The following is a 23,840-nucleotide window of genomic DNA, read 5'->3' as shown; positions in this document are numbered from 1 at the left end:
CTGCCGGAGGCGACCGGCACGCGAGGAGAAGACGATGAACCAAGAAATTATGAATCTCTTTAATCCGACGACGCCGGCTCAGGTCTTCGACCAGATCCGGATCTCGATCGCGAGCCCCGAGAAGATTCTGTCCTGGTCGTACGGCGAGATCAAGAAGCCGGAAACCATCAACTACCGTACCTTCAAGCCCGAGCGCGACGGCCTGTTCTGCGCCCGCATCTTCGGGCCGATCAAGGACTACGAGTGCTTGTGCGGCAAGTACAAGCGCATGAAGTACAAGGGCATCATCTGCGAGAAGTGCTCGGTCGAGGTCACGCTGTCGCGCGTCCGGCGCGAGCGCATGGGCCATATCGAGCTCGCGGCCCCCGTCGCCCACATCTGGTTCCTGAAGTCGCTGCCCTCGCGCATCGGCCTCCTGCTCGACATGACGTTGAAGGATCTCGAGCGGATCCTCTACTTCGAATATTACGTGGTGCTCGAGCCGGGCCTCACCGCGCTGAAGGACCGTCAGCTCTTGTCGGAAGACGAGTATCTGAAGGCGCAGGACGAATACGGCCAGGATTCCTTCACCGCCATGATCGGCGCGGAAGCGATTCGCGAGCTGCTCAAGGGCATGGACCTCGAGAAGCTCGAGCTGACCTTGCGTGCGGAGATGCAGGAGACCGACTCCGACATCAAGCACAAGAAGCTCGCCAAGCGCCTGAAGATCGTGGAAGCGTTCCGCCACTCCGGCAACAAGCCGGAATGGATGATCATGACGGTGGTTCCGGTGATTCCGCCGGACCTGCGTCCGCTGGTGCCGCTGGATGGCGGCCGCTTCGCGACCTCGGACCTCAACGATCTCTACCGCCGCGTCATTAACCGCAACAACCGCCTGAAGCGGCTGATGGAGCTGCGCGCGCCGGACATCATCATCCGCAACGAGAAGCGCATGCTTCAGGAGGCCGTCGACGCGCTGTTCGACAACGGCCGCCGCGGCCGCGTCATCACCGGTGCCAACAAGCGTCCGCTGAAGTCGCTCGCCGACATGCTCAAAGGCAAGCAGGGCCGGTTCCGTCAGAACCTGCTCGGCAAGCGCGTCGACTATTCGGGCCGTTCGGTGATCGTGGTCGGTCCCGAGCTGCGCCTGCATCAGTGCGGTCTGCCGAAGAAGATGGCGCTCGAACTGTTCAAGCCGTTCATCTACTCGCGGCTTGACGCCAAGGGCCTGTCCACCACCGTGAAGCAGGCCAAGAAGCTGGTCGAGAAGGAGCGGCCCGAGGTCTGGGACATCCTGGACGAGGTCATCCGCGAGCATCCCGTGCTGCTCAACCGCGCACCGACGCTGCATCGCCTCGGCATCCAGGCGTTCGAGCCCGTGCTGATCGAGGGCAAGGCGATCCAGCTCCACCCGCTGGTCTGCGCCGCGTTCAACGCCGACTTCGACGGCGACCAGATGGCCGTGCACGTTCCGCTGTCGCTGGAAGCGCAGCTGGAAGCGCGCGTCCTGATGATGTCGACCAACAACATCCTGCATCCGGCGAACGGCCAGCCGATCATCGTGCCGTCGCAGGACATCGTGCTCGGTCTCTACTACGTCTCCATCATGCGCGAAGGCCTGCCCGGCGAGGGCAAGATCTTCGGCGAGATGGCGGAGCTCGAGCACGCGCTGCACGCGAAGGTCATCCACCTCCACACCAAGATCAAGTACCGGTGGGAAGGCATCGACGAGACCGGCAAGATCTCCAGGCGCTGGATCGAGACCACCGCCGGCCGCGTAATGCTGGGCAATTTGCTGCCGAAGAACCCGCGCGTTCCGTACGAGATCATCAACAAGCTGATGACCAAGCGCGAGATCTCCGGCGTCATCGACCAGGTCTACCGCCACTGCGGCCAGAAGGAGACGGTGATCTTCTGCGACCGCATCATGGCGCTCGGCTTCTACAACGCGTTCAAGGCCGGCATCTCGTTCGGCAAGGACGACATGGTCGTGCCGCACTCCAAGTGGAAGATCGTCGACGCTACCCGTACGCTGGCGAAGGATTTCGAGCAGCAGTACAACGACGGTCTGATTACCCATGGCGAGAAGTACAACAAGGTCGTCGACGCCTGGTCGAAGGCCACGGAAGAAATCGCCAAGGCGATGATGAAGGAGATCTCCTCGACCAAGAAGACGGCGAGTGGGGCGGATGCCGACATCAACTCGATCTACATGATGGCTCACTCCGGTGCCCGCGGTTCGCCGGCCCAGATGCGCCAGCTCGCCGGCATGCGCGGCCTGATGGCCAAGCCGTCGGGCGAGATCATCGAGACGCCGATCATCTCGAACTTCAAGGAAGGCCTCTCGGTGCTCGAGTACTTCAACTCGACCCACGGCGCCCGCAAGGGCCTCGCGGACACCGCGTTGAAGACCGCGAACTCCGGCTATCTGACCCGTCGTCTCGTCGACGTCGCGCAGGATTGCATCATCACGCAGGACGATTGCGGCACCAAGCTCGGCATCAAGATGCGCGCCATCGTCGATGCCGGCACCGTGGTCGCTTCGCTCGGCTCGCGCATCCTCGGACGCACGGCCTGCGAAGACGTGCGTGACAGCACGGGCAAGGTGATCTTCAAGCGCGGTACGCTGATGGAAGAGAGCCATCTGGATGCCATCCATCAGGGCGGCGTCCAGGAGGTGAAGATCCGCTCGGCGCTGACCTGCGAGCTCGTCAACGGCATCTGCGGCAAGTGCTACGGCCGCGATCTCGCTCGCGGCACGCCGGTCAACCACGGCGAAGCGGTCGGGGTCATCGCGGCCCAGTCGATCGGCGAGCCGGGCACCCAGCTCACCATGCGCACCTTCCACATCGGCGGTGCGGCGCAGCTGAACGAGCAATCTTTCGTCGAATCCAACTTCGACGGCAAGATCGTGATCAGGAACAAGGCCATCGCCCGCAATAGCGAAGGCCACCTGGTCGCGATGGTTCGCAACATGGTGATCGCGATCGTCGATGCCGACGGCACCGAGCGTGCGACGCACCGTATTCAGTACGGTTCGCGCCTGCACGTCGACGAGGGCGACATGGTCAAGCGTGGCCAGCGTATCGTGGAATGGGATCCCTACACCCGTCCGCTCCTCACCGAGGTCGAAGGTACTATCGGCTTCGAGGATCTGGTCGAGGGACAGTCGATCTCGGAAACGCTCGACGAGGCCACCGGTATTGCCAAGCGCGTGGTCATCGACTGGCGCTCGATGCGCGGCGGCGGGGACCTGCGTCCCGCCATCGTGATCAAGGGCAAGGACGGCAAGGTGCTCAAGCTCGCCCGTGGCGGCGATGCCCGCTACATGCTGTCGGTCGATGCCATTCTGTCGGTCGATGTCGGCGCCAAGGTCCAGGCGGGCGACATTCTCGCCCGTGTCTCGACCGAAAGCGCCAAGACGCGCGACATCACCGGCGGTCTGCCGCGGGTGGCGGAACTGTTCGAGGCTCGGCGTCCGAAGGATGCGGCGATCATCGCCGAAATCGCGGGCACCATCCGGTTTGGGCGCGACTACAAGAACAAGCGTCGCATCTCGATCGAGCCGATGGACAAGACCGAAGAGGCGCGCGAGTACCTGATCCCGAAGGGCAAGCACATCCACCTTCAGGACGGCGACGTCGTCGAAAAGGGCGACTTCATCGTGGAAGGCAATCCGGCGCCGCACGACATTTTGGCGGTCAAGGGCATCGAGGAACTCGCGGCCTATCTGGTCAACGAGATCCAGGAGGTCTATCGGCTCCAGGGCGTGCTCATCAACGATAAGCACATCGAGGTGATCGTCCGTCAGATGCTCCAGAAGGTGGAAGTCACCGACCAGGGCGACACGGACATGATCTCGGGCGAGCAGATCGACAAGATCGAGTTCGACCAGATCAACGCGAAGGCCAAGGAAGAGGGCAAGAAGATCGCCACGGGGACGCCGGTTCTGCTCGGCATCACCAAGGCGAGCCTTCAGACCCGCTCCTTCTTCTCGGCGGCCTCGTTCCAGGAGACCACCCGCGTCCTCACGGAAGCGGCGGTCAACGGCAAGGTCGATCCGCTCGAAGGCCTCAAGGAGAACGTCATCGTCGGCCGGCTGATTCCGGCAGGCACCGGCGCCTCCATGGCGAAGATCCGCGAAGTCGCTGTGAAGCGCGACAAGATGATCCTCGACGAGCGCGAGAAGCAGGCGGCGGTCGTGCCGCCGGCGCCGGAAGTGGAGCCGATGGCGCTGCCACCTGCGGAATGATCGTTCATCCGTAGGAATACCGAGGACACTGAAAAGGCCGGCGAAAGCCGGCCTTTTTGCTGCTTTGTTTCCCTGTTGCGGTGCAGGATCAACCTTTGTTCATCTTTCCTTCAGGCGCAAAAGCGCTTCTGCTAGGAGAGCTTAGACCGGTGGTCCCGTGAAGGGGGCGGGCCGGAGACCACGGAATTCTCATGCTTGATCTCGCAATCGTAGGCGGCGGCCCCGGCGGGCTGATGAGCGCTTGGTATCTGAAGCGCAAGCTTGGCGACCTCTGCCGCGTCACCATCTACGAGGCATCCGACCGGCTCGGCGGCAAGATCGTCACGCGCAAATTCGATTCCGCGCCCGCGATGTACGAGGCCGGCGTTGCCGAGATCTACGACTACTCGATGACCGGGCCGGATCCGTTGCGCGAGTTGATCCAGCATTTCGGCCTGCAGACCATTCCGATGGATGCCGAGCAGGTGCAGTTCGGCGGTGAGCTCCTCAACGACGTCGCGGGCATGCGCCGCAAATACGGTGCCAAGACCGCAGCCGCAATCGAGGCGTTCCGTAAGCGCTGCGCCGAGGCGATGACGCCGATCGAGTACTACGAGGGTGTCGGCGCGCACGACAACGAGAATCCCTGGGCCTACAAGACCGCCGAACAGGTGCTCGACGAGGAGGTCGAGGACGAGACCGCAAAGCGATTCTTCAAGGTGATGGCGCGCTCGGACCTCGCGACCGAGAGCCACAACACCAACGGGCTCAACGCGCTCAAGAACTACCTGATGGATGTCGACGGCTATATCGGCCTCTATTCCATCCAGAACGGCAACGAGCAGCTCATCGAGTGCCTCCAGTCGGAGGTCAATGCCGACATCCAGCTCAATCACCGAATCCTCACGGTCGGCAAGGCGCCGACCGGCCGCTATCAACTCAAGATGATGAACGGCAAGGGGCCGGAGACGCGCGACTTCGACCTTGTGCTGGTCTGTCTGCCGCATTCCTGGCTCGGGACCGTCGGCTGGGAAGGCGAACAGCTCCGCAAGTCGATGGTCAAGCACGTCGCGTACTTCGACCGTCCTGCGCACTATTTGCGTGTCTCGATCCTGTTCGACACGCCGTTCTGGGGCGACAAGATCGCCGGCGCCTGGTTCATGTCGGAAGCCTTTGGCGGTTGCTGCGTCTATAACGAGGGCGCCCGCCATGATGTGGGCAAGCACGGCGTGCTGAACTGGCTGATTCCGGGCTCCGATGCGCTGGCCTTTGCGAATCTCTCCGACCGGGAGCTGATCGATGCCGCGCTGAAATCGCTTCCGGCATCGCTCGGCGATGCACGCGCGCATTTCATAGAAGGCAAGATCCACCGCTGGCTGTCCTCGGTGAACGCGATTCCGGGCGGCTTGCCCGTGCGCGACGTCATGACCAACCACCGGCCCGAGCCGAAGGAACATCCCGGAATCGTGGTGGTCGGCGACTATCTGTTCGACTCGACGCTGAACGGCCTGCTCGATTCCTCGGACGCGGCGACCGACATCATCTTGACCGAGATGATGCGCTTGCGCCGCGAGCGTTCGCAGGACGACAAGCCGCTCTCGGACAAGATCGATCGTGCCTATTTTGACAATTATCGCGGCCAGGGCCCCTACAGCGAGGTGTGGCAACACTTCACGGATCCCGACTATCTCACAAAACTGATCGGCATCGTCTGGGGCAAGGCCAAAGGCACGAAGCTCTTGATCGCGGGCTCGGCCAGCGGCGAGCTTGTCGGCGCGCTACGTGATCGCGGCATCGATGCCTTCGGTATCGAGAACAACCGCACCATTCACGCCAGAACGCCGAAGGCGCTGAGGAAGTACAACAAGCTCGGTTCGATCACCGACATGCCGTTCAAGGACGGTGCGTTCGACTTCGTGTTCGAGACCAGCCTCTGCCATGTTTCCCCGAAGCAGGTGGTCCGTGCGATCAGGGAGCTGAACCGTGTGGTCAAGACCGGGCTCGTGTTCGGCTCGATCACCTCGGACATGGCGCCGGCACTGATCGACCGCTACGACCTTCTGCGCGGCGTCAAGAAGCTCGGCACCTGGTGGGAATGGTCCGAACTGTTCTTCGGCAACGGCTTCGAGCTGTCGATGCACCGCAAGGACTGCACCGACGCGCTCTGGGAGACCACGCTCGCCGCCAACAAGGGCCCGGGCCAGTGGTACGCCGACGCCGATTCCTTGCGCTATTCCTTTTTCGACAAGGTCGAGGATGAGGAAGACGACTAGCCGCCTGAAGCGGGCGCCTTCGCCAATTGTTTTGCCGAATTCATCTTGATCGCATAGAATCGATGCAGTAGCGGTTGGCGCTATTTCCTGCTTTCTCTGCGGTCATGCCGGCCGTCAGCATCGGTTGGTTTCATGGCGTCCAAGCCCCTCCCGCCCGACAAACAGAAGCTCGCCGCGGAAGAGGCGGCCGAGCTCGACGACAAGCTTGTCCCTACCGCCAAGCCGGACCTTGAAGACGACGAGGACGATGAAGACGAGGAGGATGGCGGGCTGGAGCTCGATGACGACGATGAGGACGAGGACCTCGTCGTCTTTACCGCGCGCGAGGCCGCCGGCGCGCTCGCGACCATCCTGGGTTTCGTCAAACCCTTCCTGTTCAACTACAAGCAGATGCTGTCCTTCGTGGCGTTCGGCGTCTTCGTCGAGACGCTCTTCAACGTCATCATGCCGCTCAGCCTGAAGTACCTGATCGACGACGCGCTCGGCGAGGAGGATTTTCAGGCGCTGTACAAGATCCTCGGCGTGCTCGCGGTCGCGGGCATATTCACCTCGATCGTCGCGGTCTGGTACGAGCGCTGGGATGCGCGGCTCGCGGCGTGCATCATTTCCGACGTCCGCAAACGGCTGTTCGAGCACGTCCAGGACCTGCCGGCGGCCTATTTCGGCCGCACCAAGCGCGGCGAGATCCTGTCGCGCTTCTCAGTCGACCTCGCGGCCTTCGAGGGTTCGGTCAAGACCTTCGCCAACAGCGCGGCATTGCCGTTCCTGGAGCTGATCGCGGGCATCATCCTGATGGTGTTCCTGAACTGGCAGCTCGCGGCGGTTGCGCTGCTGGTGTTCCCGATCACGCTGATCGGTCCCCGCATGCTGACGCCGAAGGCTGTCCAGGCGAATTACGAGCAGAAGCTCAATGAATCTGCGCTGCTCGGCATGGTGCAGGAGAACGTGGCGGCGCAGGCCGTGATCAAGGCGTTCAGCCTGCAACGCCGGATGTTCGGCTTCTTCAAATTCCGCAACGACGAGACGCGAAACAGGATGGCCTCGGCGGCGTTCCTGTCGACCATGGTGGAGCGGACGGTCACCATCTCGGTGCTGCTCTTGCATCTCGTCGTGCTCGCGATCGGCGCATATCTGGCGACGAAGGGGCAGATTACCATCGGCACCTTCGTCACCTTCGAGAGTGCGTTCTGGGAGGTGTCCTACAACATCGCCCATGTGATGCATTTCATCCCCGTGTCGATCTCCGCGGCAGCCGCGATCCGTCATATGCAGGAGTTGCTCGACGAGCCCACGCGCAGCGCCGATCGTGCCGGCGCGCCCGATCTGCCCCGCATCACCAACGACATCACCTTCGACCACGTGACGTTCCAGTACGAAGGCAGCCAGACGCCGGTGCTGGACAATCTCAGCCTCAAGCTCAATGTCGGCAAGCGCATTGCCATCGTCGGTCCGTCCGGCTCCGGCAAGAGCACGCTGCTGAATCTGATCCTGCGGCTCTATGTGCCGGACGAGGGGCGCGTCACCATCGACGGCGTCGACGTCCGCAAGGTGACGCTGGACTCCCTGCGCCGGAGCATGGCGGTGGTGTTCCAGGAGAATATGCTGTTCAACATGTCGATCCGGGAGAACATTCGGCTCGGCAAGGAGGGCGCGACCGATGAGGAGGTGGAGGAGGCGGCCAGGAAAGCCGAGATCCACCGTTACATCATGAGCCTGCCGCAACGATACGACACGCCGGTGGGCGAGCGCGGCGATACCTTGTCGGGCGGCCAGCGCCAGCGCATCGCGATCGCGCGCGCGGTCATCCGTAATCCTTCCGTGCTGCTGCTCGACGAAGCCACTTCGGCGCTCGACCAGACCACGGAAGCTGCGATCAACCGCACGCTGCTGAAGGTCGCCAAGGGCCGCACCATGATCTGGTCGACCCACCGCCTGACCTCGGTGGTCGAGATGGACGAGATCATCGTGATTTCAGGGGGCAGGGCGATCGAGCGCGGCTCGCATGCCGAGCTGCTCGCCAAGAACGGCACCTATCGCAAGCTGTGGAACGACCAGATCCACCAACCGCATGGCGCGCCGGCTCACGTCGACGAGGACAGCGACGAAGACGACGAGGATGAAGACGACCTCGACGAGGACGATGAGGAGGAGTGACCGAGGAAGTTCGGCTCCAGATCGAAGGCTGCTCCAAGCGGCCGCAATAGTCCCTGAACCGACCAGGCAATGAAGCGTGCCCAGCGCTGCGCCGTCCAATAAGGGCTTGTCGCAATGGAGACTGAGCGGAAATCGAAGGCCTTCGCGGCCGACCAATCGTCGCACTCCCGCTTGACCGGGTCTGCGTAGAAGGCGGCGATCTTGCTTGTATCCATCCCGTCGGAGGCCAGCCACTGCGGGATATAGACGTTGCAGAGCCGCTCGACGTCGGTGAAGACCTTGTCGCACCCGGTGCCGGCGGCCGGGCAGGAGGTCGAGAAGGCATCGCCCACCAGCACGAGACCCGGCTGGCCGCTGGCATCGTTCACATAGAGATCGACCGGACGGATTTTCAGCTCACTGGGAATGTCGAATGGTCCGGTGATGTGCTTGAGCCGTGGCAGCGCAGCGTTCAACGTCTCGGCCGGCGCGCGGCGCAGCTCACGCAGCCAGGGATCGTCGAAGCTGCGATAGACGAACAGATTGGCGCGCATCCGCGTCCCGATCGGAAAAAGCGTGAGGTAGGGGATGCGGTCGCTCGGCCGTTCCGAGAAATAGGTCAGCGCAGGGAAGTCGAACGAGTCCCGTCCCGCGGGCACCACGTCGAACCCGATCGAAATCGAATGGCAGGCACTGACGACTTTTCGGGCGATTCCCAGCTGGTGGCGCAGGCCGACATTGAGTCCGTTGGCGAGCACGACCAGCCGGGCGGAGACCATCGCGTCGTTGGAGAGAGTGACCTTCTGCCGCTCCGCACTCGTCTCGACCGAGACAGCCTTGGCGCAGATGCGCTCGACGCCGGCAGGAATTTCGTCGCGGACAGCGTTGACGAGGGAATCGTAGAGGATGTTGAACTGCCGGCTCGGCGCCTTGTCGAGAAGGCGGCCGAAGCGCGCGATCCAGTTCTCACCCACAAAGGTCGCGCGGTGCAACACCGATTCGGCGATTCCCGTCTGCAGGAATCGCCCGACCTGCACGTGACCGCTGAGTTTTTCGACCCGAAAGTCCGCCGAATAGCTCTCATGCGGATCGATCAGGATGGTCGAAATGCCGCTACGGCCGAGCATCGCGGCGGCGGTCGAGCCGGACAATCCCCCGCCGATAATGGCAATGTCGGTGTACCGCATGGCGCTAATCTCTGCCCAAGGCGGCACATTGGCGCTCCAACAGGAAAGAAAGCCTTAGCCAATAGTTATAAAAGTATATTTAGCCCGGGTATAAATAGGTTTCGGAGGTGGCGGGACGCGCTCTTCATTTCTATCTCACGAAGGCGCAGCGAGCGGCCCAAGAAGCGATTTCGGCAGGTGCGGGAAGCGCTTCTGACTGACGTTTCGCCTTGACTTGACCGACTCCCACTTATAGAACCCCCTCACTTAACGACAGGCGGTGAGCATCGCCAACGTCGGAACGGGCCACCTGTTTGATCCCCTGGGATCACCAAGACAGGCACCAACCTCGACGAATGCCGCTCAAACGCTGTCGATCATAGCTAGGCAATGCCAGTGCGATTTTAGTTCTCTTGAGCATGTTCTCTCGAGATCGAATTCGGATGCATGACCTCGGTGCGCGGGCCGCAGCTTCAAGCTGACCGGTTCAACTACTGCGGTCCTCTGTGGCGTCGAAGCGCTTTCCGCCCGTTGATGGGTGGTTGGCGCGATTTCGCTTTGTGCGGATTGTTCCGCGGAAGGCGGCCTCGTCGGGCGGGTAGCTCGAAAGAATTTGCGGACCCGGTGACGGGCCGCGGCAGAACACAAAGGGTAATGCCAGGATGCCGACGATCAACCAGCTGATCGCTCAACCGCGGGAAGTGCAGAAGTCGCGCAAGAAGGTGCCGGCGCTGCAGCAGTCGCCGCAGAAGCGCGGTGTTTGCACGCGCGTTTACACCACGACCCCGAAGAAGCCGAACTCGGCGCTTCGTAAGGTTGCCAAGGTGCGCCTGACCAACGGCTTCGAGGTGATCGGCTACATCCCCGGTGAGGGCCATAACCTCCAGGAGCACTCGGTGGTCATGATCCGCGGCGGTCGCGTCAAGGACTTGCCCGGCGTGCGCTACCACATCCTCCGCGGCGTTCTGGATACCCAGGGCGTCAAGAACCGTAAGCAGCGCCGTTCGAAGTACGGCGCCAAGCGTCCGAAGTAAGCGGGAACCAGGTCCATGTCTCGTCGCCATTCTGCCGAAAAGCGCGAAGTCCTTCCCGATCCGAAGTTCGGGAATATCATCGTCACGAAGTTCATGAATTCGGTGATGTACGCCGGAAAGAAGTCGGTCGCCGAAGGCATCGTCTACGGCGCGTTCGGCCTCATCGAAAGCAAGACCAAGCAGAACCCGCTCGGCGTGTTCGAGCAGGCACTCGAGAACGTCATGCCGACGATCGAAGTGCGCTCCCGCCGCGTCGGCGGCGCGACCTATCAGGTTCCGGTCGAAGTTCGCTCGGTGCGCCGTCAGGCGCTGGGCATTCGCTGGCTGATCTCGGCTGCGCGCGATCGCAACGAGAAGACGATGACCGAGCGGCTCTCTGCGGAGCTCCTGGATGCGTCGAACAACCGGGGTAACGCCGTCAAGAAGCGCGAAGACGTGCACCGGATGGCGGAAGCCAACCGCGCCTTCTCGCACTATCGCTGGTAACGGCGACACACGGAATCTAAGGAACACTCCATGCCCCGCGTTCATGCCATAGAGAATTACCGCAACTTCGGTATCATGGCGCATATCGATGCCGGCAAGACCACGACCACCGAGCGCATCCTCTATTACACCGGCAAGAGCCACAAAATCGGCGAAGTGCACGAAGGTGCCGCGACGATGGACTGGATGGAGCAGGAGCAGGAGCGCGGCATTACGATTACGTCGGCCGCGACCACCGCGTTCTGGGAAGGCAAGCGTCTCAACATCATCGACACTCCCGGCCACGTCGACTTCACCATCGAAGTCGAGCGCAGCCTGCGCGTGCTCGACGGCGCCGTGTGCGTGCTCGACTCGAACCAGGGCGTCGAGCCCCAGACCGAGACGGTCTGGCGCCAGGGCGACAAGTACAAAGTTCCGCGCATCGTCTTCGCCAACAAGATGGATAAGACCGGCGCTGACTTCTACAAGTGCATGCAGGACATCGTCGACCGCCTCGGCGCAAAGCCGATCGCGATCCAGCTTCCGATCGGCTCCGAGAACAACTTCAAGGGCCTGGTTGACCTCGTTCGCATGAAGGGCGTGGTCTGGGAAGAAGAGAAGCTCGACGCCAAGTTCGTGGACATCGATATTCCCGAGGACATGGTCGAGAAGGCCAAGGAATATCGCGAGAAGTTGTTGGAAGCCGCCGTCGAGCTCGACGACGAAGTTCTCGCCGCTTACCTCGACGGCAAGGAGCCCGATGAGCCGACGTTGAAGCGCTTGATCCGCAAGGCCGTGCTGACTGGCGCGTTCTTCCCGGTATTGTGCGGCTCGGCGTTCAAGAACAAGGGCGTGCAGCCTCTGCTCGACGCGGTCGTGGATTATCTGCCGTCGCCGGTTGACGTGCCCGCCATCAAGGGCGTCGATGAAGACGGCAACGAGGTCGTTCGCCTGCCGGACGACAAGGAGCCGCTGGCTCTGTTGGCCTTCAAGATCATGGACGACCCGTTCGTCGGCACCATCACCTTCTGCCGCATCTATTCCGGCACGCTGCTGTCGGGCACCGGCGTCATCAATTCGACGCGCGACCGCAAGGAGCGCATCGGCCGCATGTTGCTGATGCATGCGAACAACCGCGAAGACATCAAGGAAGCCTATGCCGGCGACATCGTCGCACTGGCTGGCCTGAAGGAAGCGCGCACCGGTGACACGCTGTGCGATCCCGACAAGGCGGTGATCCTCGAAAAGATGGAATTCCCCGAGCCCGTCATCGAGATCGCGATCGAGCCCAAGTCCAAGGCCGACCAGGAAAAGCTGGGCGTGGCGCTGGCGAAGCTCGCCGCGGAGGATCCGTCCTTCCGCGTGTCGACCGATCAGGAGTCCGGCCAGACCATCCTCAAGGGCATGGGCGAGCTCCATCTCGACATCAAGGTCGACATTCTCCGCCGCACCTACAAGGTCGATGCCAACATCGGCGCGCCGCAGGTGGCGTTCCGTGAGCGCGTCACCAAGAGGTCCGAAGTCAAGTACACCCACAAGAAGCAGACCGGCGGTACCGGACAGTTCGCGGAAGTGTCGATCATCGTGGAGCCGAACGAGCCCGGCAAGGGCTACGAGTTCGAGTCCAAGGTCGTCGGCGGTGCGGTGCCGAAGGAATACATCCCCGGCGTCGAGAAGGGCATCAACAGCGTGCTGAGTTCCGGCGTGGTCGCGGGCTTCCCCGTGGTCGACGTCAAGGTTCAGCTCGTCGACGGCAAGTATCACGACGTCGATTCGTCGGCGCTCGCCTTCGAAATCGCATCGCGTGCTGCATTCCGCGAAGCCTTGCAGAAGGGCAAGTCCGTCCTGCTCGAGCCGATCATGAAGGTCGAAGTGGTGACCCCGGAAGATTACACCGGCTCCGTCATCGGCGACCTGAATTCGCGGCGCGGTCAGATCCAGGGTCAGGACATGCGCGGCAACGCCAACGTCATCAACGCGATGGTGCCGCTCATGAACATGTTCGGTTACGTGAATAACCTGCGCTCGATGAGCCAGGGTCGCGCAACCTTCACCATGCAGTTCGACCACTACGCAGAAGCGCCGGCCAACGTGTCGGCAGAAGTCCAGAAGAAGTTTGCCTGATTGTCGTCGGTCTCGAACTGACGATTGAACGGAGAGTCAAATGGCCAAAGCAAAGTTTGAACGTAACAAGCCGCACTGCAACATCGGCACCATCGGTCACGTCGACCATGGCAAGACGTCGCTGACCGCGGCGATCACCAAGGTCCTCGCCGAAGCCGGCGGCGCGACGTTCACCGCGTACGACCAGATCGACAAGGCGCCGGAAGAGAAGGCGCGCGGCATCACGATCTCGACGGCGCACGTCGAATACGAGACCAAGAACCGCCACTACGCGCACGTCGACTGCCCCGGCCACGCCGACTACGTGAAGAACATGATCACCGGCGCCGCCCAGATGGACGGTGCGATCCTGGTCGTGTCGGCCGCCGACGGTCCGATGCCGCAGACCCGCGAGCACATCCTGCTCGCCCGCCAGGTCGGCGTTCCCGCGCTCGTCGTGTTCCTCAACAAGTGCGACATGGTCGACGATCCGGAACTGCTCGAGCTCGTCGAGCTCGAGGTCCGCGAGCTGCTCTCGAAGTACGAATTCCCGGGCGACACCATCCCGATCATCAAGGGCTCGGCGCTTGCCGCCCTCGAAGATTCCGATAAGACGCTCGGCCATGACGCCATCCTCGAGCTGATGAAGCAGGTCGACGCTTACATTCCGCAGCCGGAGCGTCCGGTCGATCTGCCGTTCCTGATGCCGGTTGAAGACGTGTTCTCGATCTCGGGCCGCGGCACCGTCGTGACCGGCCGTGTCGAGCGCGGTATCGTCAAGGTCGGCGAGGAAATCGAGATCGTCGGTCTGCGCGCCACGCAGAAGACCACGGTCACCGGTGTCGAAATGTTCCGCAAGCTGCTCGATCAAGGCCAGGCCGGCGACAACATCGGTGCGCTGCTTCGCGGTACCAAGCGCGAGGACGTCGAGCGCGGCCAGGTGCTGTGCAAGCCGGGTTCGGTCAAGCCGCACACCAAGTTCAAGGCTGAGGCCTACATCCTCACCAAGGAAGAGGGCGGCCGCCACACTCCCTTCTTCACCAACTACCGTCCGCAGTTCTACTTCCGCACCACCGACGTGACCGGTGTCGTGCATCTGCCGGAAGGCACCGAGATGGTGATGCCGGGCGACAACATCGCGATGGAAGTGCACCTGATCGTGCCGATCGCGATGGAAGAGAAGCTCCGCTTCGCGATCCGCGAAGGTGGCCGCACCGTCGGCGCCGGCGTCGTCGCCTCGATCATCGAGTAATTACGAGAATAGGGATCGGCGAATAGCGAATGTGACATTCGCTATTCGCTATTCGCCACCCCATTGAAGAAAGACCACGGCAATGAACGGCCAAAACATTCGCATCCGTCTCAAGGCGTTCGACCATCGTATCCTCGATACGTCGACCCGCGAGATCGTGAACACGGCGAAGCGCACCGGCGCGCAGGTCCGCGGACCCATTCCGCTGCCCACCCGCATCGAGAAGTTCACCGTCAACCGTTCGCCGCACGTCGACAAGAAGAGCCGCGAGCAGTTCGAGATGCGCACTCACAAGCGCCTGCTCGACATCGTCGATCCGACCCCGCAGACCGTCGATGCTTTGATGAAGCTCGACTTGGCCGCCGGTGTCGACGTCGAGATCAAGCTCTAAGATTTTTGGATCACGTTCGCCACTAGCGGACAGAAAGAACAGGAAGCACGCCGATGCGCTCCGGAGTGATCGCACAAAAGGTCGGGATGACGCGGGTCTTTACAGAGGCCGGCGAACATATCCCCGTGACCGTGCTGAAGCTCGGCAATTGCCAGGTCGTAGGCCACCGCACCGAAGAGAAAAACGGTTATGTCGCGCTCCAGCTTGGTTCTGGCAGCCGCAAGACCGTGTACATGCCCAAGGCGGAGCGCGGCCAGTTCGCGGTCGCCAAGGTCGAGCCGAAGCGGCAGGTCGAGGAATTCCGCGTCTCCGCGGATCAGATGATCCCCGTCGGTGCAGAGATCCTGGCCGACCACTTTGTCGTCGGTCAGTTCGTCGACGTCACCGGTACTTCGGTCGGTAAGGGTTTTGCCGGCGGTATGAAGCGCTGGAACTTCGGCGGTCTGCGCGCCACTCACGGCGTCTCGGTCTCGCACCGTTCGATCGGTTCGACCGGTGGCCGTCAGGACCCGGGCAAGACCTGGAAGAACAAGAAGATGCCCGGTCACATGGGCGTCGACCGCATCACCACGCTCAACCTTCGGGTCGTCCAGCTCGATGTCGAACGCGGTCTGATCCTCGTCGAAGGCGCCGTTCCCGGCTCCAAGGGCGGCTGGATCCGCGTGCGCGACGCCGTCAAGAAGCCGCTGCCTAAGGAAGCTCCGAAGCCCGGCAAGTTCAAGGTTGCTGGCGAAGCGGACGCTGCTCCGGCTGCGCAGGAGGCGTGAGATGGAATTGAAGGTCACGACCCTCGAAGGTAAGGAAGCCGGCTCGGTCCAGCTTTCCGACACCATTTTCGGCCTCGAGCCGCGCCAGGACATCATTGCACGTTGCGTGCAGTGGCAACTCAACAAGCGCCAGGCCGGTACGCACAAGGCCAAGGGCCGCGCCGAGATCTGGCGCACCGGCAAGAAGATGTACAAGCAGAAGGGTACCGGTGGTGCTCGTCACGGCTCGGCCCGGGTGCCGCAGTTCCGCGGCGGTGGCCGTGCCTTCGGTCCGGTGGTGCGTTCGCACGCCACCGACCTGCCGAAGAAGGTCCGTGCGCTCGCCCTCAAGCATGCGCTCTCGGCCAAGGCCAAGGACGGCGATCTCATCGTGATCGACAAGGCCGCCCTGGAAGCTGCCAAGACCAAGGCGCTGCTCGGTCATTTCTCCGGTCTGGGTTTGACCAACGCGCTGATCATCGACGGCGCCGAGCTCAACAACGGCTTCGCCGCTGCGGCCCGCAACATCCCGAACATGGACGTGCTGCCGATCCAGGGCATCAACGTCTATGACATCCTGCGCCGTCGGAAGCTTGTTCTGACCAAGGCCGCCATCGATGCGCTGGAGGCGCGCTTCAAATGACGAAGAACATCGAGCCTCGCCACTACGACGTGATCCTGTCGCCGGTCGTGACCGAAAAGGCCACGATCGCCTCGGAGCACAACAAGGTGCTGTTCAAGGTGGCCGCGAAGGCGACCAAGCCGCAGATCAAGGAAGCGATCGAGAAGCTGTTCGACGTCAAGGTCAAGAGTGTCAACACGCTGGTCCGCAAGGGCAAGACCAAGATCTTCCGCGGCAATCTCGGCTCGCAGTCGAACTCCAAGCGCGCGATCGTGACTCTCGAAGAGGGTCACCGGATCGACGTGACCACCGGTCTGTAAGGTCGTACGACGATGGCACTGAAGACATTCAATCCCACGACGCCGGGCCAGCGCCAGCTGGTCATGGTCGATCGTTCGGCCCTCTACAAGGGCAAGCCGGTCAAGGCGCTCACCGAAGGCAAGCACTCCTCCGGCGGCCGTAACAACACCGGTCGCATCACCGTGCGCTTCCGCGGCGGTGGTCATAAGCGAACGTTGCGTACCGTCGATTTCAAGCGCGACAAGGTCGATGCGCCCGCGACGGTCGAGCGGCTGGAGTACGATCCGAACCGCACCGCATTCATCGCGTTGGTCAAGTACGAAGACGGCACCCAGGCCTATATCCTGGCGCCGCAGCGTTTGGCCGTCGGTGATTCCGTCGTCGCCGGCAACTATGTCGACGTGAAGCCGGGCAATGTCATGCCGCTCGGCAACATGCCGGTCGGCACGATCATCCACAACATCGAGGTCAAGATCGGGAAGGGCGGCCAGCTCGCCCGTTCCGCGGGCACCTATGCCCAGCTCGTCGGTCGCGACCAGGACTACGTGATCATCCGCCTGAACTCGGGCGAACAGCGCCTGGTGCACGGCCGTTGCCGCGGCACGATCGGCGCGGTGTCGAACCCGGATCACATGAACACGTCGATCGGCAAGGCCGGCCGCAACCGTTGGCTGGGCCGCAAGCCGCACAACCGCGGCGTTTCGATGAACCCGATCGACCATCCGCACGGCGGTGGTGAAGGTCGTACCTCGGGCGGCCGCCACCCGGTTACTCCGTGGGGCAAGCCGACCAAGGGCAAGAAGACCCGCTCCAACAAGTCGACCAACAAATTCATTCTCCTAAGCCGCCACAAGCGGAAGAAGTAAGGAACGCCGGACATGGTTCGTTCAGTCTGGAAAGGCCCGTTCGTCGAGGGTTCTCTGCTCAAGAAGGCAGATGCCGCGCGCTCGTCCGGCCGTCACGACGTCATCAAGATCTGGAGCCGTCGCTCGACGATCCTGCCGCAATTCGTCGGCCTGACCTTCGGCGTCTACAACGGTCAGAAGCACGTGCCGGTGGCCGTCAACGAGGAAATGGTCGGTCACAAGTTCGGCGAGTTCTCGCCGACCCGCACCTTCCATGGCCACTCCGGGGACAAGAAAGCCAAGAAGGCTTGAGGATTAAACGATGAGCAAACCTAAGCGCGAACGGAGCCTCGCCGAGAACGAGGCCAAGGCGGTCGCCCGGATGCTGCGGGTGAGCCCGCAGAAGCTCAACCTGGTCGCCCAGCTCATTCGCGGCCGGAAGGCGGCTGCTGCGCTCGCCGACCTGCAGTTTTCGCGCAAGCGGATCGCGGTTGACGTGAAGAAGTGCCTGGAATCGGCTATTGCCAACGCCGAGAACAACCACGACCTCGACGTCGACGATCTCGTCGTGGCGCAGGCCTTCGTCGGCAACGGCCTCGTGATGAAGCGCTTTGCCGCCCGCGGCCGTGGCCGTTCGGGCCGTGTCTACAAACCATTTTCACAGCTGACGATCATCGTTCGTCAGGTCGAAGCCGCAGCAGCGGCTTAAGGGACGCAGGAGAACACGATGGGTCAAAAGATCAATCCGATCGGTCTGCGTCTCGGCATCAACCGGACCTGGGATTCCCGCTGGTACGCCGGCAAGCAGGAATACGGCAAGCTGCTGCACGAGGACGTCAAGATTCGTGAGATCCTGCACAAGGAGCTCAAGCAGGCAGCCGTTGCCCGCATCGTGATCGAGCGTCCGCACAAGAAGTGCCGCGTCACCATCCACTCGGCTCGTCCGGGCGTGGTGATCGGCAAGAAGGGCGCCGACATCGACAAGTTGCGCAAGAAGGTCGCGGACATCACGGCGTCCGACGTGGTCATCAACATCGTCGAAATCCGCAAGCCGGAGCTCGATGCGACGCTGGTGGCCGAGTCGATCGCGCAGCAGCTGGAGCGCCGCGTGGCGTTCCGCCGCGCCATGAAGCGCGCCGTGCAGTCAGCGATGCGTCTCGGTGCGGAAGGCATCCGCATCAACTGCTCGGGACGTCTGGGCGGCGCGGAAATCGCGCGCATGGAGTGGTACCGCGAAGGTCGCGTGCCGCTGCACACGCTGCGCGCAGACATCGACTACGGGGTTGCGACCGCGTTCACGACCTTCGGCACCTGCGGTGTCAAGGTCTGGATCTTCAAGGGCGAGATCCTCGAGCACGATCCGATGGCCCAGGACAAGAGAATGGCCGAAGGTGAGACTGGTGGCGGCGGCGATCGCGGCGGCCGGCAGCGCCGGGACAACGCTGCAGCCTGACGCCAGCACAGAGAATTTGAGGGCTTGAAGCCATGATGCAACCTAAGAAAACGAAGTTCCGGAAGGCGCATAAGGGCCGTATCCACGGCGTTGCGTCTTCGGGCGCGACGTTGGCGTTCGGCCAGTTCGGTCTGAAGGCGACCGAGCCTGAGCGCGTCACCGCGCGCCAGATCGAAGCCGCTCGCCGCGCGCTGACCCGCCACATGAAGCGCGCCGGCCGCGTCTGGATCCGCATATTCCCCGACGTTCCCGTGTCGAAGAAGCCTGCCGAAGTCCGCATGGGTTCCGGCAAGGGCGCGCCGGAATTGTGGGTCGCGCGCGTCAAGCCGGGCCGGGTGCTGTTCGAGATCGACGGCGTCAACACCCAGACGGCGCGTGAAGCGCTGACCCTGGCGGCAGCCAAGCTGCCGATCAAGACGCGCTTCGTCGAGCGCATTGCGGAGTAATGGCCATGGCCCAGATGAAAATCGAAGACATCCGCGCGTTGAGCCCCGATCAGCAGGACGACGCCATCCTGAACCTGAAGAAGGAGCGCTTCAACCTGCGCTTCCAGCGCGCCACCGGGCAGCTCGAGAACACCTCGCGCCTGCGCGAAGCCCGCCGTGACATCGCCCGGATCAAGACCGTCGCCGCGCAGACGCGCGCGAAGAAGAAGTAAGAGGCTTACGAAGATGCCGAAACGTACTTTGCAGGGCGTGGTCGTCAGCGACAAGCAAGCCAAGACCATCGTGGTGCGCGTCGATCGCCGCTTTACGCACCCGATCTACAAGAAGACGATCCGCCGTTCGAAGAACTACCACGCGCACGACGAGAGCAACGAGTTCAAGCCGGGCGACATGGTGTGGATCGAGGAATCGAAGCCGATTTCGAAGTTGAAGCGCTGGGTCGTGATCCGGGGCGAACACAAGAAAAGCGCCTGATCTGTTGGCTTTAGCCGACTGACTTCAGGTTAATGTTGAGCGCCGGCTGGGCTGGCGCAAAGAGAAGAGGACGAGGTGCATCAATGATTCAGATGCAGACCAACCTCGACGTGGCCGATAATTCTGGCGCACGCCGTGTCATGTGTATCAAGGTGCTCGGGGGCTCCAAGCGCCGCTACGCCACGATCGGCGACATCATCGTTGTCTCGATCAAGGAAGCTATTCCGCGCGGCAAGGTGAAGAAGGGCGACGTGATGAAGGCCGTCGTGGTGCGCGTCCGCAAGGACATTCGCCGCGCCGACGGTTCGGTCATCCGCTTCGACCGCAACGCCGCCGTTCTGATCAACAATCAGTCCGAGCCGGTCGGTACCCGTATCTTCGGGCCCGTGCCGCGCGAGCTGCGCGCCAAGAACCACATGAAGATCATCTCGCTCGCGCCGGAGGTGCTGTGATGGCTGCGAAGATCCGCAAGGGCGACAAGGTCGTCGTGCTGACCGGCCGCGACAAAGGCCGCACCGGCGAGGTGTTCGAAGTGCGTCCCGACGCCGGTACGGCGCTGGTGCGCGGCATCAACATGGTCAAGCGTCACCAGAAGCAGACGCAGGCCCAGGAGGGCGGCATCATCTCGAAAGAGTCGCCGATCCAACTGTCCAACATCGCGTATGTCGGCAAGGACGGGAAGCCGACCCGCGTCGGATTCAAGATTCTGGCGGACGGCAAGAAGGTCCGCATCGCCAAGAGCTCGGGAGCTGAGATCGATGGCTGAGGCCGCTTACACACCGCGCCTGCGCGCGGAATACGACGCGAAGATCCGGACGGAAATGACCGAGAAGTTCGGTTATGAGAACGTCATGCAGGTTCCGCGCCTGGACAAGGTCGTGCTGAACATGGGCGTTGGCGATTCCGTCAACGACCGCAAGAAGGCCGAGAACGCCGCTGCGGAATTGACCCAGATCGCCGGCCAGAAGGCGATCGTGACCTATTCGCGGATCGCGATCGCGACCTTCAAGTTGCGTGAGAACCAGCCGATCGGCTGCAAGGTCACGCTGCGCAAGGCCCGTATGTACGAGTTCATCGATCGTCTGGTGACGGTCGCGCTGCCCCGCGTCCGCGACTTCCGCGGCTTGAACCCGAAGAGCTTCGATGGCCGCGGCAACTACTCGCTCGGCCTCAAGGAACACATCATTTTCCCCGAGATCGACTTCGACAAGGTCACGGAATCCCGCGGTATGGACATCACCGTCTGCACCACGGCCAAGACCGACGACGAGGCGAGGGCCTTGTTGACCGCATTCAATTTCCCGTTCCGGCAGTGAGACGCTGACCTAAAGCCTCTCAAACGCGGATACCCAGGAGCCAAGCATGGCAAAGAAGAGTTCAATCGAGAAGAACAACCGGCGCAAGCGGATGACGAAGAACGCCGCCCCGAAGCGCGAGCGGTTGAAGGCGATCATCGCCGACAAGACGTTGCCGATGGAGGAGCGGTTCGCTGCGACCCTGAAGCTGGCGGAAATGCCGCGCAACTCGTCGGCGACCCGCATCCGTCTGCGTTGCGAGCTGTCGGGCCGTTCGCGCTCGAACTATCGCTTGACCAAACTGTCCCGCATCGCAATGCGGGACCTTGGCTCCAAGGGCATGGTCCCGGGCCTCGTGAAGTCCAGCTGGTAAGGAGGGTCGTTTAGATGTCTACGCACGATCCAATCAGCGATCTGATCACCCGCATCCGTAACGCGCAGATGCGCTCCAAGAACAAGGTCTCCACGCCTGGCTCGAAGATGCGCGAGAACGTGCTCGAGGTGCTGAAGAGCGAAGGCTACATCCGCGGTTACGCGACGCTCGAGCATTCCTCGGGCCGCAGCGAGATCGAGATCGAGCTGAAGTATTTCGACGGCGAGCCCGTTATCCGTGAGATCGAGCGTGTCTCCAAGCCCGGACGTCGCGTGTACGCCTCGGTGAAGAACCTGCCGCGGGTCAATAACGGACTCGGCATTTCGGTGTTGTCGACGCCGAAGGGAATCATGGCTGACCACAGTGCGCGTGAAGCGAACGTGGGCGGCGAAGTTCTCTTCACGGTGTTCTGAGAAGGATTTTTGATCCATGTCACGTGTTGGCAAAAGACCGGTAGCGGTGCCGTCGGGTGTGACCGCGACCGTCGACGGGCAGACCGTCAAGATGAAGGGGCCGAAGGGCCAGCTTCAGTTCGTCGTCCATAACGACGTCGAGGTGAAGCTCGACAACGGCCAGGTCAAGGTGAACCCGCGGGTCGAGACCAACCGCGCGCGGGCCCTGTACGGGACCGCTCGCGCCCAGGTCGCGAATCTGGTCGAGGGTGTCACCAAGGGTTTCGAGAAGAAGCTCGAAATCACCGGCGTCGGTTACCGCGCCGCGCTGCAGGGCAAGAACCTGCAGCTCGCGCTCGGCTACAGCCACGATGTGGTCTACGCGATCCCGGAGGGGATCACGATCACCGTGCCGAAGCCGACCGAGATCACGGTGACCGGCAGCGACATTCAGCGCGTCGGCCAGGTCGCCGCCGAGATTCGCTCCTATCGTCCGCCGGAGCCCTACAAGGGCAAGGGCGTGAAGTATGTTGGCGAATTCATCTTCCGCAAGGAAGGCAAGAAGAAGTAACGGAGCCGGTCATGTCGAAAGCCAAGGTTACGAATGCCCGGCGCAAGCGCAGTGTACGACTGAAGCTGCGCCGCTCGGGTGGCGGCCGTCCGCGCCTGTCGGTGTTCCGCTCGTCCAAGCACATCTACGCCCAGGTCATCGACGACCTGAAGGGCGAGACGCTGGCCTCTGCCTCGTCGCTCGAGAAGTCGATGCGCGATGGCGGCAAGACCGGCGCCGACATCGATGCGGCGAAGGCGGTCGGCAAGCTGCTGGCCGAGCGCGCCGCCGAGAAGGGTGTCAAGGAAGTCGTGTTCGATCGCGGCAGCTATCTCTATCACGGGCGCGTCAAGGCTCTTGCCGACGCGGCGCGTGAAAGCGGGCTGAGCTTCTAACAGAATTTGAGGATTGAGGCGTAAGCCTCTGAAGGACTGGAAAAACCATGGCAGAACGCGAACAACGTGGTGGACGCGATCAACGCGGCGGCGGACGTGAACGCAGGGAAGAGCGCGACAGCGAGTTCGTTGACAAGCTCGTCCACATCAATCGCGTCGCCAAGGTCGTCAAGGGCGGCAAGCGCTTCGGTTTCGCAGCGCTGGTCGTGATCGGCGACCAGAAGGGCCGCGCCGGCTTCGGTCACGGCAAGGCGCGCGAAGTGCCCGAGGCGATCCGCAAGGCAACCGAATCCGCCAAGCGCAACCTGACCCGCGTGTCGTTGCGCGAGGGCCGCACGCTGCATCACGACATCGCCGGCCGTCATGGCGCGGGCCGTGTTTACCTGCGCGCAGCTCCGGCCGGTACCGGCATCATCGCCGGCGGTCCGATGCGCGCCGTGTTCGAGACGCTCGGCGTCCAGGACGTGGTTGCGAAGTCGATCGGCTCGTCGAACCCGTACAACATGGTTCGCGCGACCTTCGATGCGCTGAAGCATCAGGATTCGCCGCGCTCGGTCGCTGCCCGCCGCAACATCAAGGTGTCCACCCTCCAGTCCCGCCGCATCGGTGGTGACGCCGAGGCGGTTGCCGAATAACGGAAGCTTTTCGGAGTAGACGCCTATGGCCAAGAGTGCCGTTACGACCGCAAAGACGATCAAGCTCGAGCAGACCGGCAGCGCGATCCGCCGCCATCACTCGCAGCGTTCGACGCTGATCGGGCTCAAGCTCAACAAGATCGGCCGCATCAGCGAACTGCCGGACACCCCGGCGGTCCGCGGCATGATCTTGAAAGTTCACCATCTCGTTCGCATTGTCGACGAGAAGTAAGCAAAGGCGCACGATCCCGAAGCGGGACCCGTTTTCGGTGAAGGTCATGCGCAAG

The 23,840-nt window shown here is 62.5% G+C and carries 28 protein-coding genes; 27 read left to right on the top strand and 1 reads right to left on the bottom strand.

Going from position 1 to position 23,840, the window contains the following annotated elements; translation table 11 throughout:
- Window positions 1-34: 34 nt before the first annotated feature.
- The 3 genes from rpoC (at window position 35) to ACIPUD_RS11670 (ending at window position 8,637) form a co-directional block, all read left to right on the top strand.
- Window positions 35-4,231 (top strand): DNA-directed RNA polymerase subunit beta', encoded by a 4,197-nt coding sequence (rpoC, locus tag ACIPUD_RS11680; protein ID WP_026233179.1) that lies wholly within the window; start codon window positions 35-37, stop codon window positions 4,229-4,231.
- A gap of 191 nt (window positions 4,232-4,422) precedes the next feature.
- A complete protein-coding gene (locus tag ACIPUD_RS11675; RefSeq protein ID WP_377787403.1) occupies window positions 4,423-6,483 on the top strand; it encodes an FAD-dependent oxidoreductase in 2,061 nt (686 codons plus the stop codon).
- Between the two features lie 132 nt (window positions 6,484-6,615).
- The gene (locus ACIPUD_RS11670) at window positions 6,616-8,637 is read left to right on the top strand and encodes an ABC transporter ATP-binding protein (RefSeq protein WP_377787400.1); all 2,022 of its coding nucleotides are present in this window, start codon (window positions 6,616-6,618) and stop codon (window positions 8,635-8,637) included.
- Here the strand turns inward: ACIPUD_RS11670 and ACIPUD_RS11665 are convergent.
- On the bottom strand, window positions 8,565-9,803 hold the full coding sequence (locus ACIPUD_RS11665; protein ID WP_085351283.1) for an FAD-dependent oxidoreductase: 1,239 nt from the start codon (window positions 9,801-9,803) through the stop codon (window positions 8,565-8,567). The genes ACIPUD_RS11670 and ACIPUD_RS11665 overlap by 73 nt on opposite strands.
- Before the next feature lie 641 nt (window positions 9,804-10,444).
- Here ACIPUD_RS11665 and rpsL point away from each other — a divergent pair.
- From rpsL to rpmD, 24 genes are all read left to right on the top strand, one after another.
- Window positions 10,445-10,816: a 30S ribosomal protein S12 gene (gene rpsL, locus ACIPUD_RS11660; RefSeq protein WP_007603006.1), complete on the top strand. Its 372-nt coding sequence runs from the start codon at window positions 10,445-10,447 to the stop codon at window positions 10,814-10,816.
- A 15-nt stretch (window positions 10,817-10,831) separates the two neighbouring features.
- Complete coding sequence (rpsG, locus tag ACIPUD_RS11655; RefSeq protein WP_007603009.1) at window positions 10,832-11,302, top strand: 30S ribosomal protein S7; 471 nt, start codon at window positions 10,832-10,834, stop codon at window positions 11,300-11,302.
- 30 nt (window positions 11,303-11,332) lie between these two features.
- A complete protein-coding gene (fusA, locus tag ACIPUD_RS11650) occupies window positions 11,333-13,405 on the top strand; it encodes an elongation factor G (RefSeq protein WP_026233180.1) in 2,073 nt (690 codons plus the stop codon).
- Window positions 13,406-13,445: 40 nt separating this feature from the next.
- Window positions 13,446-14,636 (top strand): elongation factor Tu, encoded by a 1,191-nt coding sequence (tuf, locus tag ACIPUD_RS11645; RefSeq protein ID WP_018456453.1) that lies wholly within the window; start codon window positions 13,446-13,448, stop codon window positions 14,634-14,636.
- Between the two features lie 82 nt (window positions 14,637-14,718).
- Complete coding sequence (gene rpsJ, locus ACIPUD_RS11640) at window positions 14,719-15,027, top strand: 30S ribosomal protein S10 (RefSeq protein WP_002712302.1); 309 nt, start codon at window positions 14,719-14,721, stop codon at window positions 15,025-15,027.
- A gap of 53 nt (window positions 15,028-15,080) precedes the next feature.
- The gene (gene rplC / locus ACIPUD_RS11635) at window positions 15,081-15,794 is read left to right on the top strand and encodes a 50S ribosomal protein L3 (protein ID WP_007603016.1); all 714 of its coding nucleotides are present in this window, start codon (window positions 15,081-15,083) and stop codon (window positions 15,792-15,794) included.
- 1 nt (window position 15,795) lies between these two features.
- Complete coding sequence (gene rplD / locus ACIPUD_RS11630) at window positions 15,796-16,416, top strand: 50S ribosomal protein L4 (RefSeq protein ID WP_007603018.1); 621 nt, start codon at window positions 15,796-15,798, stop codon at window positions 16,414-16,416.
- Entirely contained in the window at window positions 16,413-16,715 is a 303-nt protein-coding gene (locus tag ACIPUD_RS11625; protein WP_007603019.1) for a 50S ribosomal protein L23, read from the top strand. The genes rplD and ACIPUD_RS11625 overlap by 4 nt, the downstream gene beginning before the upstream one ends.
- Window positions 16,716-16,727: 12 nt before the next feature.
- Window positions 16,728-17,561 (top strand): 50S ribosomal protein L2, encoded by an 834-nt coding sequence (rplB, locus tag ACIPUD_RS11620; RefSeq protein WP_007611609.1) that lies wholly within the window; start codon window positions 16,728-16,730, stop codon window positions 17,559-17,561.
- A 12-nt stretch (window positions 17,562-17,573) separates the two neighbouring features.
- Complete coding sequence (gene rpsS, locus ACIPUD_RS11615) at window positions 17,574-17,852, top strand: 30S ribosomal protein S19 (protein ID WP_007603021.1); 279 nt, start codon at window positions 17,574-17,576, stop codon at window positions 17,850-17,852.
- A gap of 10 nt (window positions 17,853-17,862) precedes the next feature.
- Window positions 17,863-18,249 (top strand): 50S ribosomal protein L22, encoded by a 387-nt coding sequence (rplV, locus tag ACIPUD_RS11610; RefSeq protein ID WP_007603022.1) that lies wholly within the window; start codon window positions 17,863-17,865, stop codon window positions 18,247-18,249.
- A gap of 18 nt (window positions 18,250-18,267) precedes the next feature.
- Window positions 18,268-18,993, top strand: a complete 726-nt coding sequence (rpsC, locus tag ACIPUD_RS11605) for a 30S ribosomal protein S3 (RefSeq protein ID WP_007603023.1) — start codon at window positions 18,268-18,270, stop codon at window positions 18,991-18,993.
- Window positions 18,994-19,025: 32 nt separating this feature from the next.
- Complete coding sequence (gene rplP, locus ACIPUD_RS11600; protein WP_007603024.1) at window positions 19,026-19,439, top strand: 50S ribosomal protein L16; 414 nt, start codon at window positions 19,026-19,028, stop codon at window positions 19,437-19,439.
- Window positions 19,440-19,444: 5 nt separating this feature from the next.
- Window positions 19,445-19,651, top strand: coding sequence for a 50S ribosomal protein L29 (rpmC, locus tag ACIPUD_RS11595; protein WP_007603026.1), 207 nt, complete (start codon window positions 19,445-19,447; stop codon window positions 19,649-19,651).
- A gap of 13 nt (window positions 19,652-19,664) precedes the next feature.
- Window positions 19,665-19,913, top strand: a complete 249-nt coding sequence (gene rpsQ / locus ACIPUD_RS11590; RefSeq protein WP_007603028.1) for a 30S ribosomal protein S17 — start codon at window positions 19,665-19,667, stop codon at window positions 19,911-19,913.
- Window positions 19,914-19,996: 83 nt separating this feature from the next.
- Window positions 19,997-20,365, top strand: a complete 369-nt coding sequence (rplN, locus tag ACIPUD_RS11585) for a 50S ribosomal protein L14 (RefSeq protein ID WP_007603030.1) — start codon at window positions 19,997-19,999, stop codon at window positions 20,363-20,365.
- Window positions 20,365-20,679, top strand: a complete 315-nt coding sequence (gene rplX, locus ACIPUD_RS11580; protein ID WP_007603031.1) for a 50S ribosomal protein L24 — start codon at window positions 20,365-20,367, stop codon at window positions 20,677-20,679. The genes rplN and rplX overlap by 1 nt, the downstream gene beginning before the upstream one ends.
- Window positions 20,672-21,229, top strand: coding sequence for a 50S ribosomal protein L5 (rplE, locus tag ACIPUD_RS11575; protein WP_007603032.1), 558 nt, complete (start codon window positions 20,672-20,674; stop codon window positions 21,227-21,229). The genes rplX and rplE overlap by 8 nt, the downstream gene beginning before the upstream one ends.
- A gap of 46 nt (window positions 21,230-21,275) precedes the next feature.
- Entirely contained in the window at window positions 21,276-21,581 is a 306-nt protein-coding gene (gene rpsN / locus ACIPUD_RS11570; RefSeq protein WP_007611604.1) for a 30S ribosomal protein S14, read from the top strand.
- Window positions 21,582-21,595: 14 nt separating this feature from the next.
- Window positions 21,596-21,994 (top strand): 30S ribosomal protein S8, encoded by a 399-nt coding sequence (rpsH, locus tag ACIPUD_RS11565; protein WP_007603034.1) that lies wholly within the window; start codon window positions 21,596-21,598, stop codon window positions 21,992-21,994.
- Window positions 21,995-22,010: 16 nt separating this feature from the next.
- Entirely contained in the window at window positions 22,011-22,544 is a 534-nt protein-coding gene (gene rplF / locus ACIPUD_RS11560; protein ID WP_007603035.1) for a 50S ribosomal protein L6, read from the top strand.
- Between the two features lie 11 nt (window positions 22,545-22,555).
- On the top strand, window positions 22,556-22,918 hold the full coding sequence (gene rplR, locus ACIPUD_RS11555) for a 50S ribosomal protein L18 (RefSeq protein WP_007603036.1): 363 nt from the start codon (window positions 22,556-22,558) through the stop codon (window positions 22,916-22,918).
- 47 nt (window positions 22,919-22,965) lie between these two features.
- Window positions 22,966-23,553 carry a 30S ribosomal protein S5 gene (gene rpsE, locus ACIPUD_RS11550; RefSeq protein WP_007603037.1) on the top strand — a complete coding sequence of 196 codons (588 nt, stop codon included), beginning with the start codon at window positions 22,966-22,968 and terminating at the stop codon, window positions 23,551-23,553.
- Window positions 23,554-23,578: 25 nt separating this feature from the next.
- Window positions 23,579-23,785, top strand: a complete 207-nt coding sequence (gene rpmD / locus ACIPUD_RS11545) for a 50S ribosomal protein L30 (RefSeq protein ID WP_018456457.1) — start codon at window positions 23,579-23,581, stop codon at window positions 23,783-23,785.
- The last annotated feature ends 55 nt before the right edge of the window (window positions 23,786-23,840 follow it).

This window comes from Bradyrhizobium sp. CAR08 (assembly GCF_052871955.1).
This window is presented reverse-complemented; position numbering and strand designations above follow the sequence as displayed.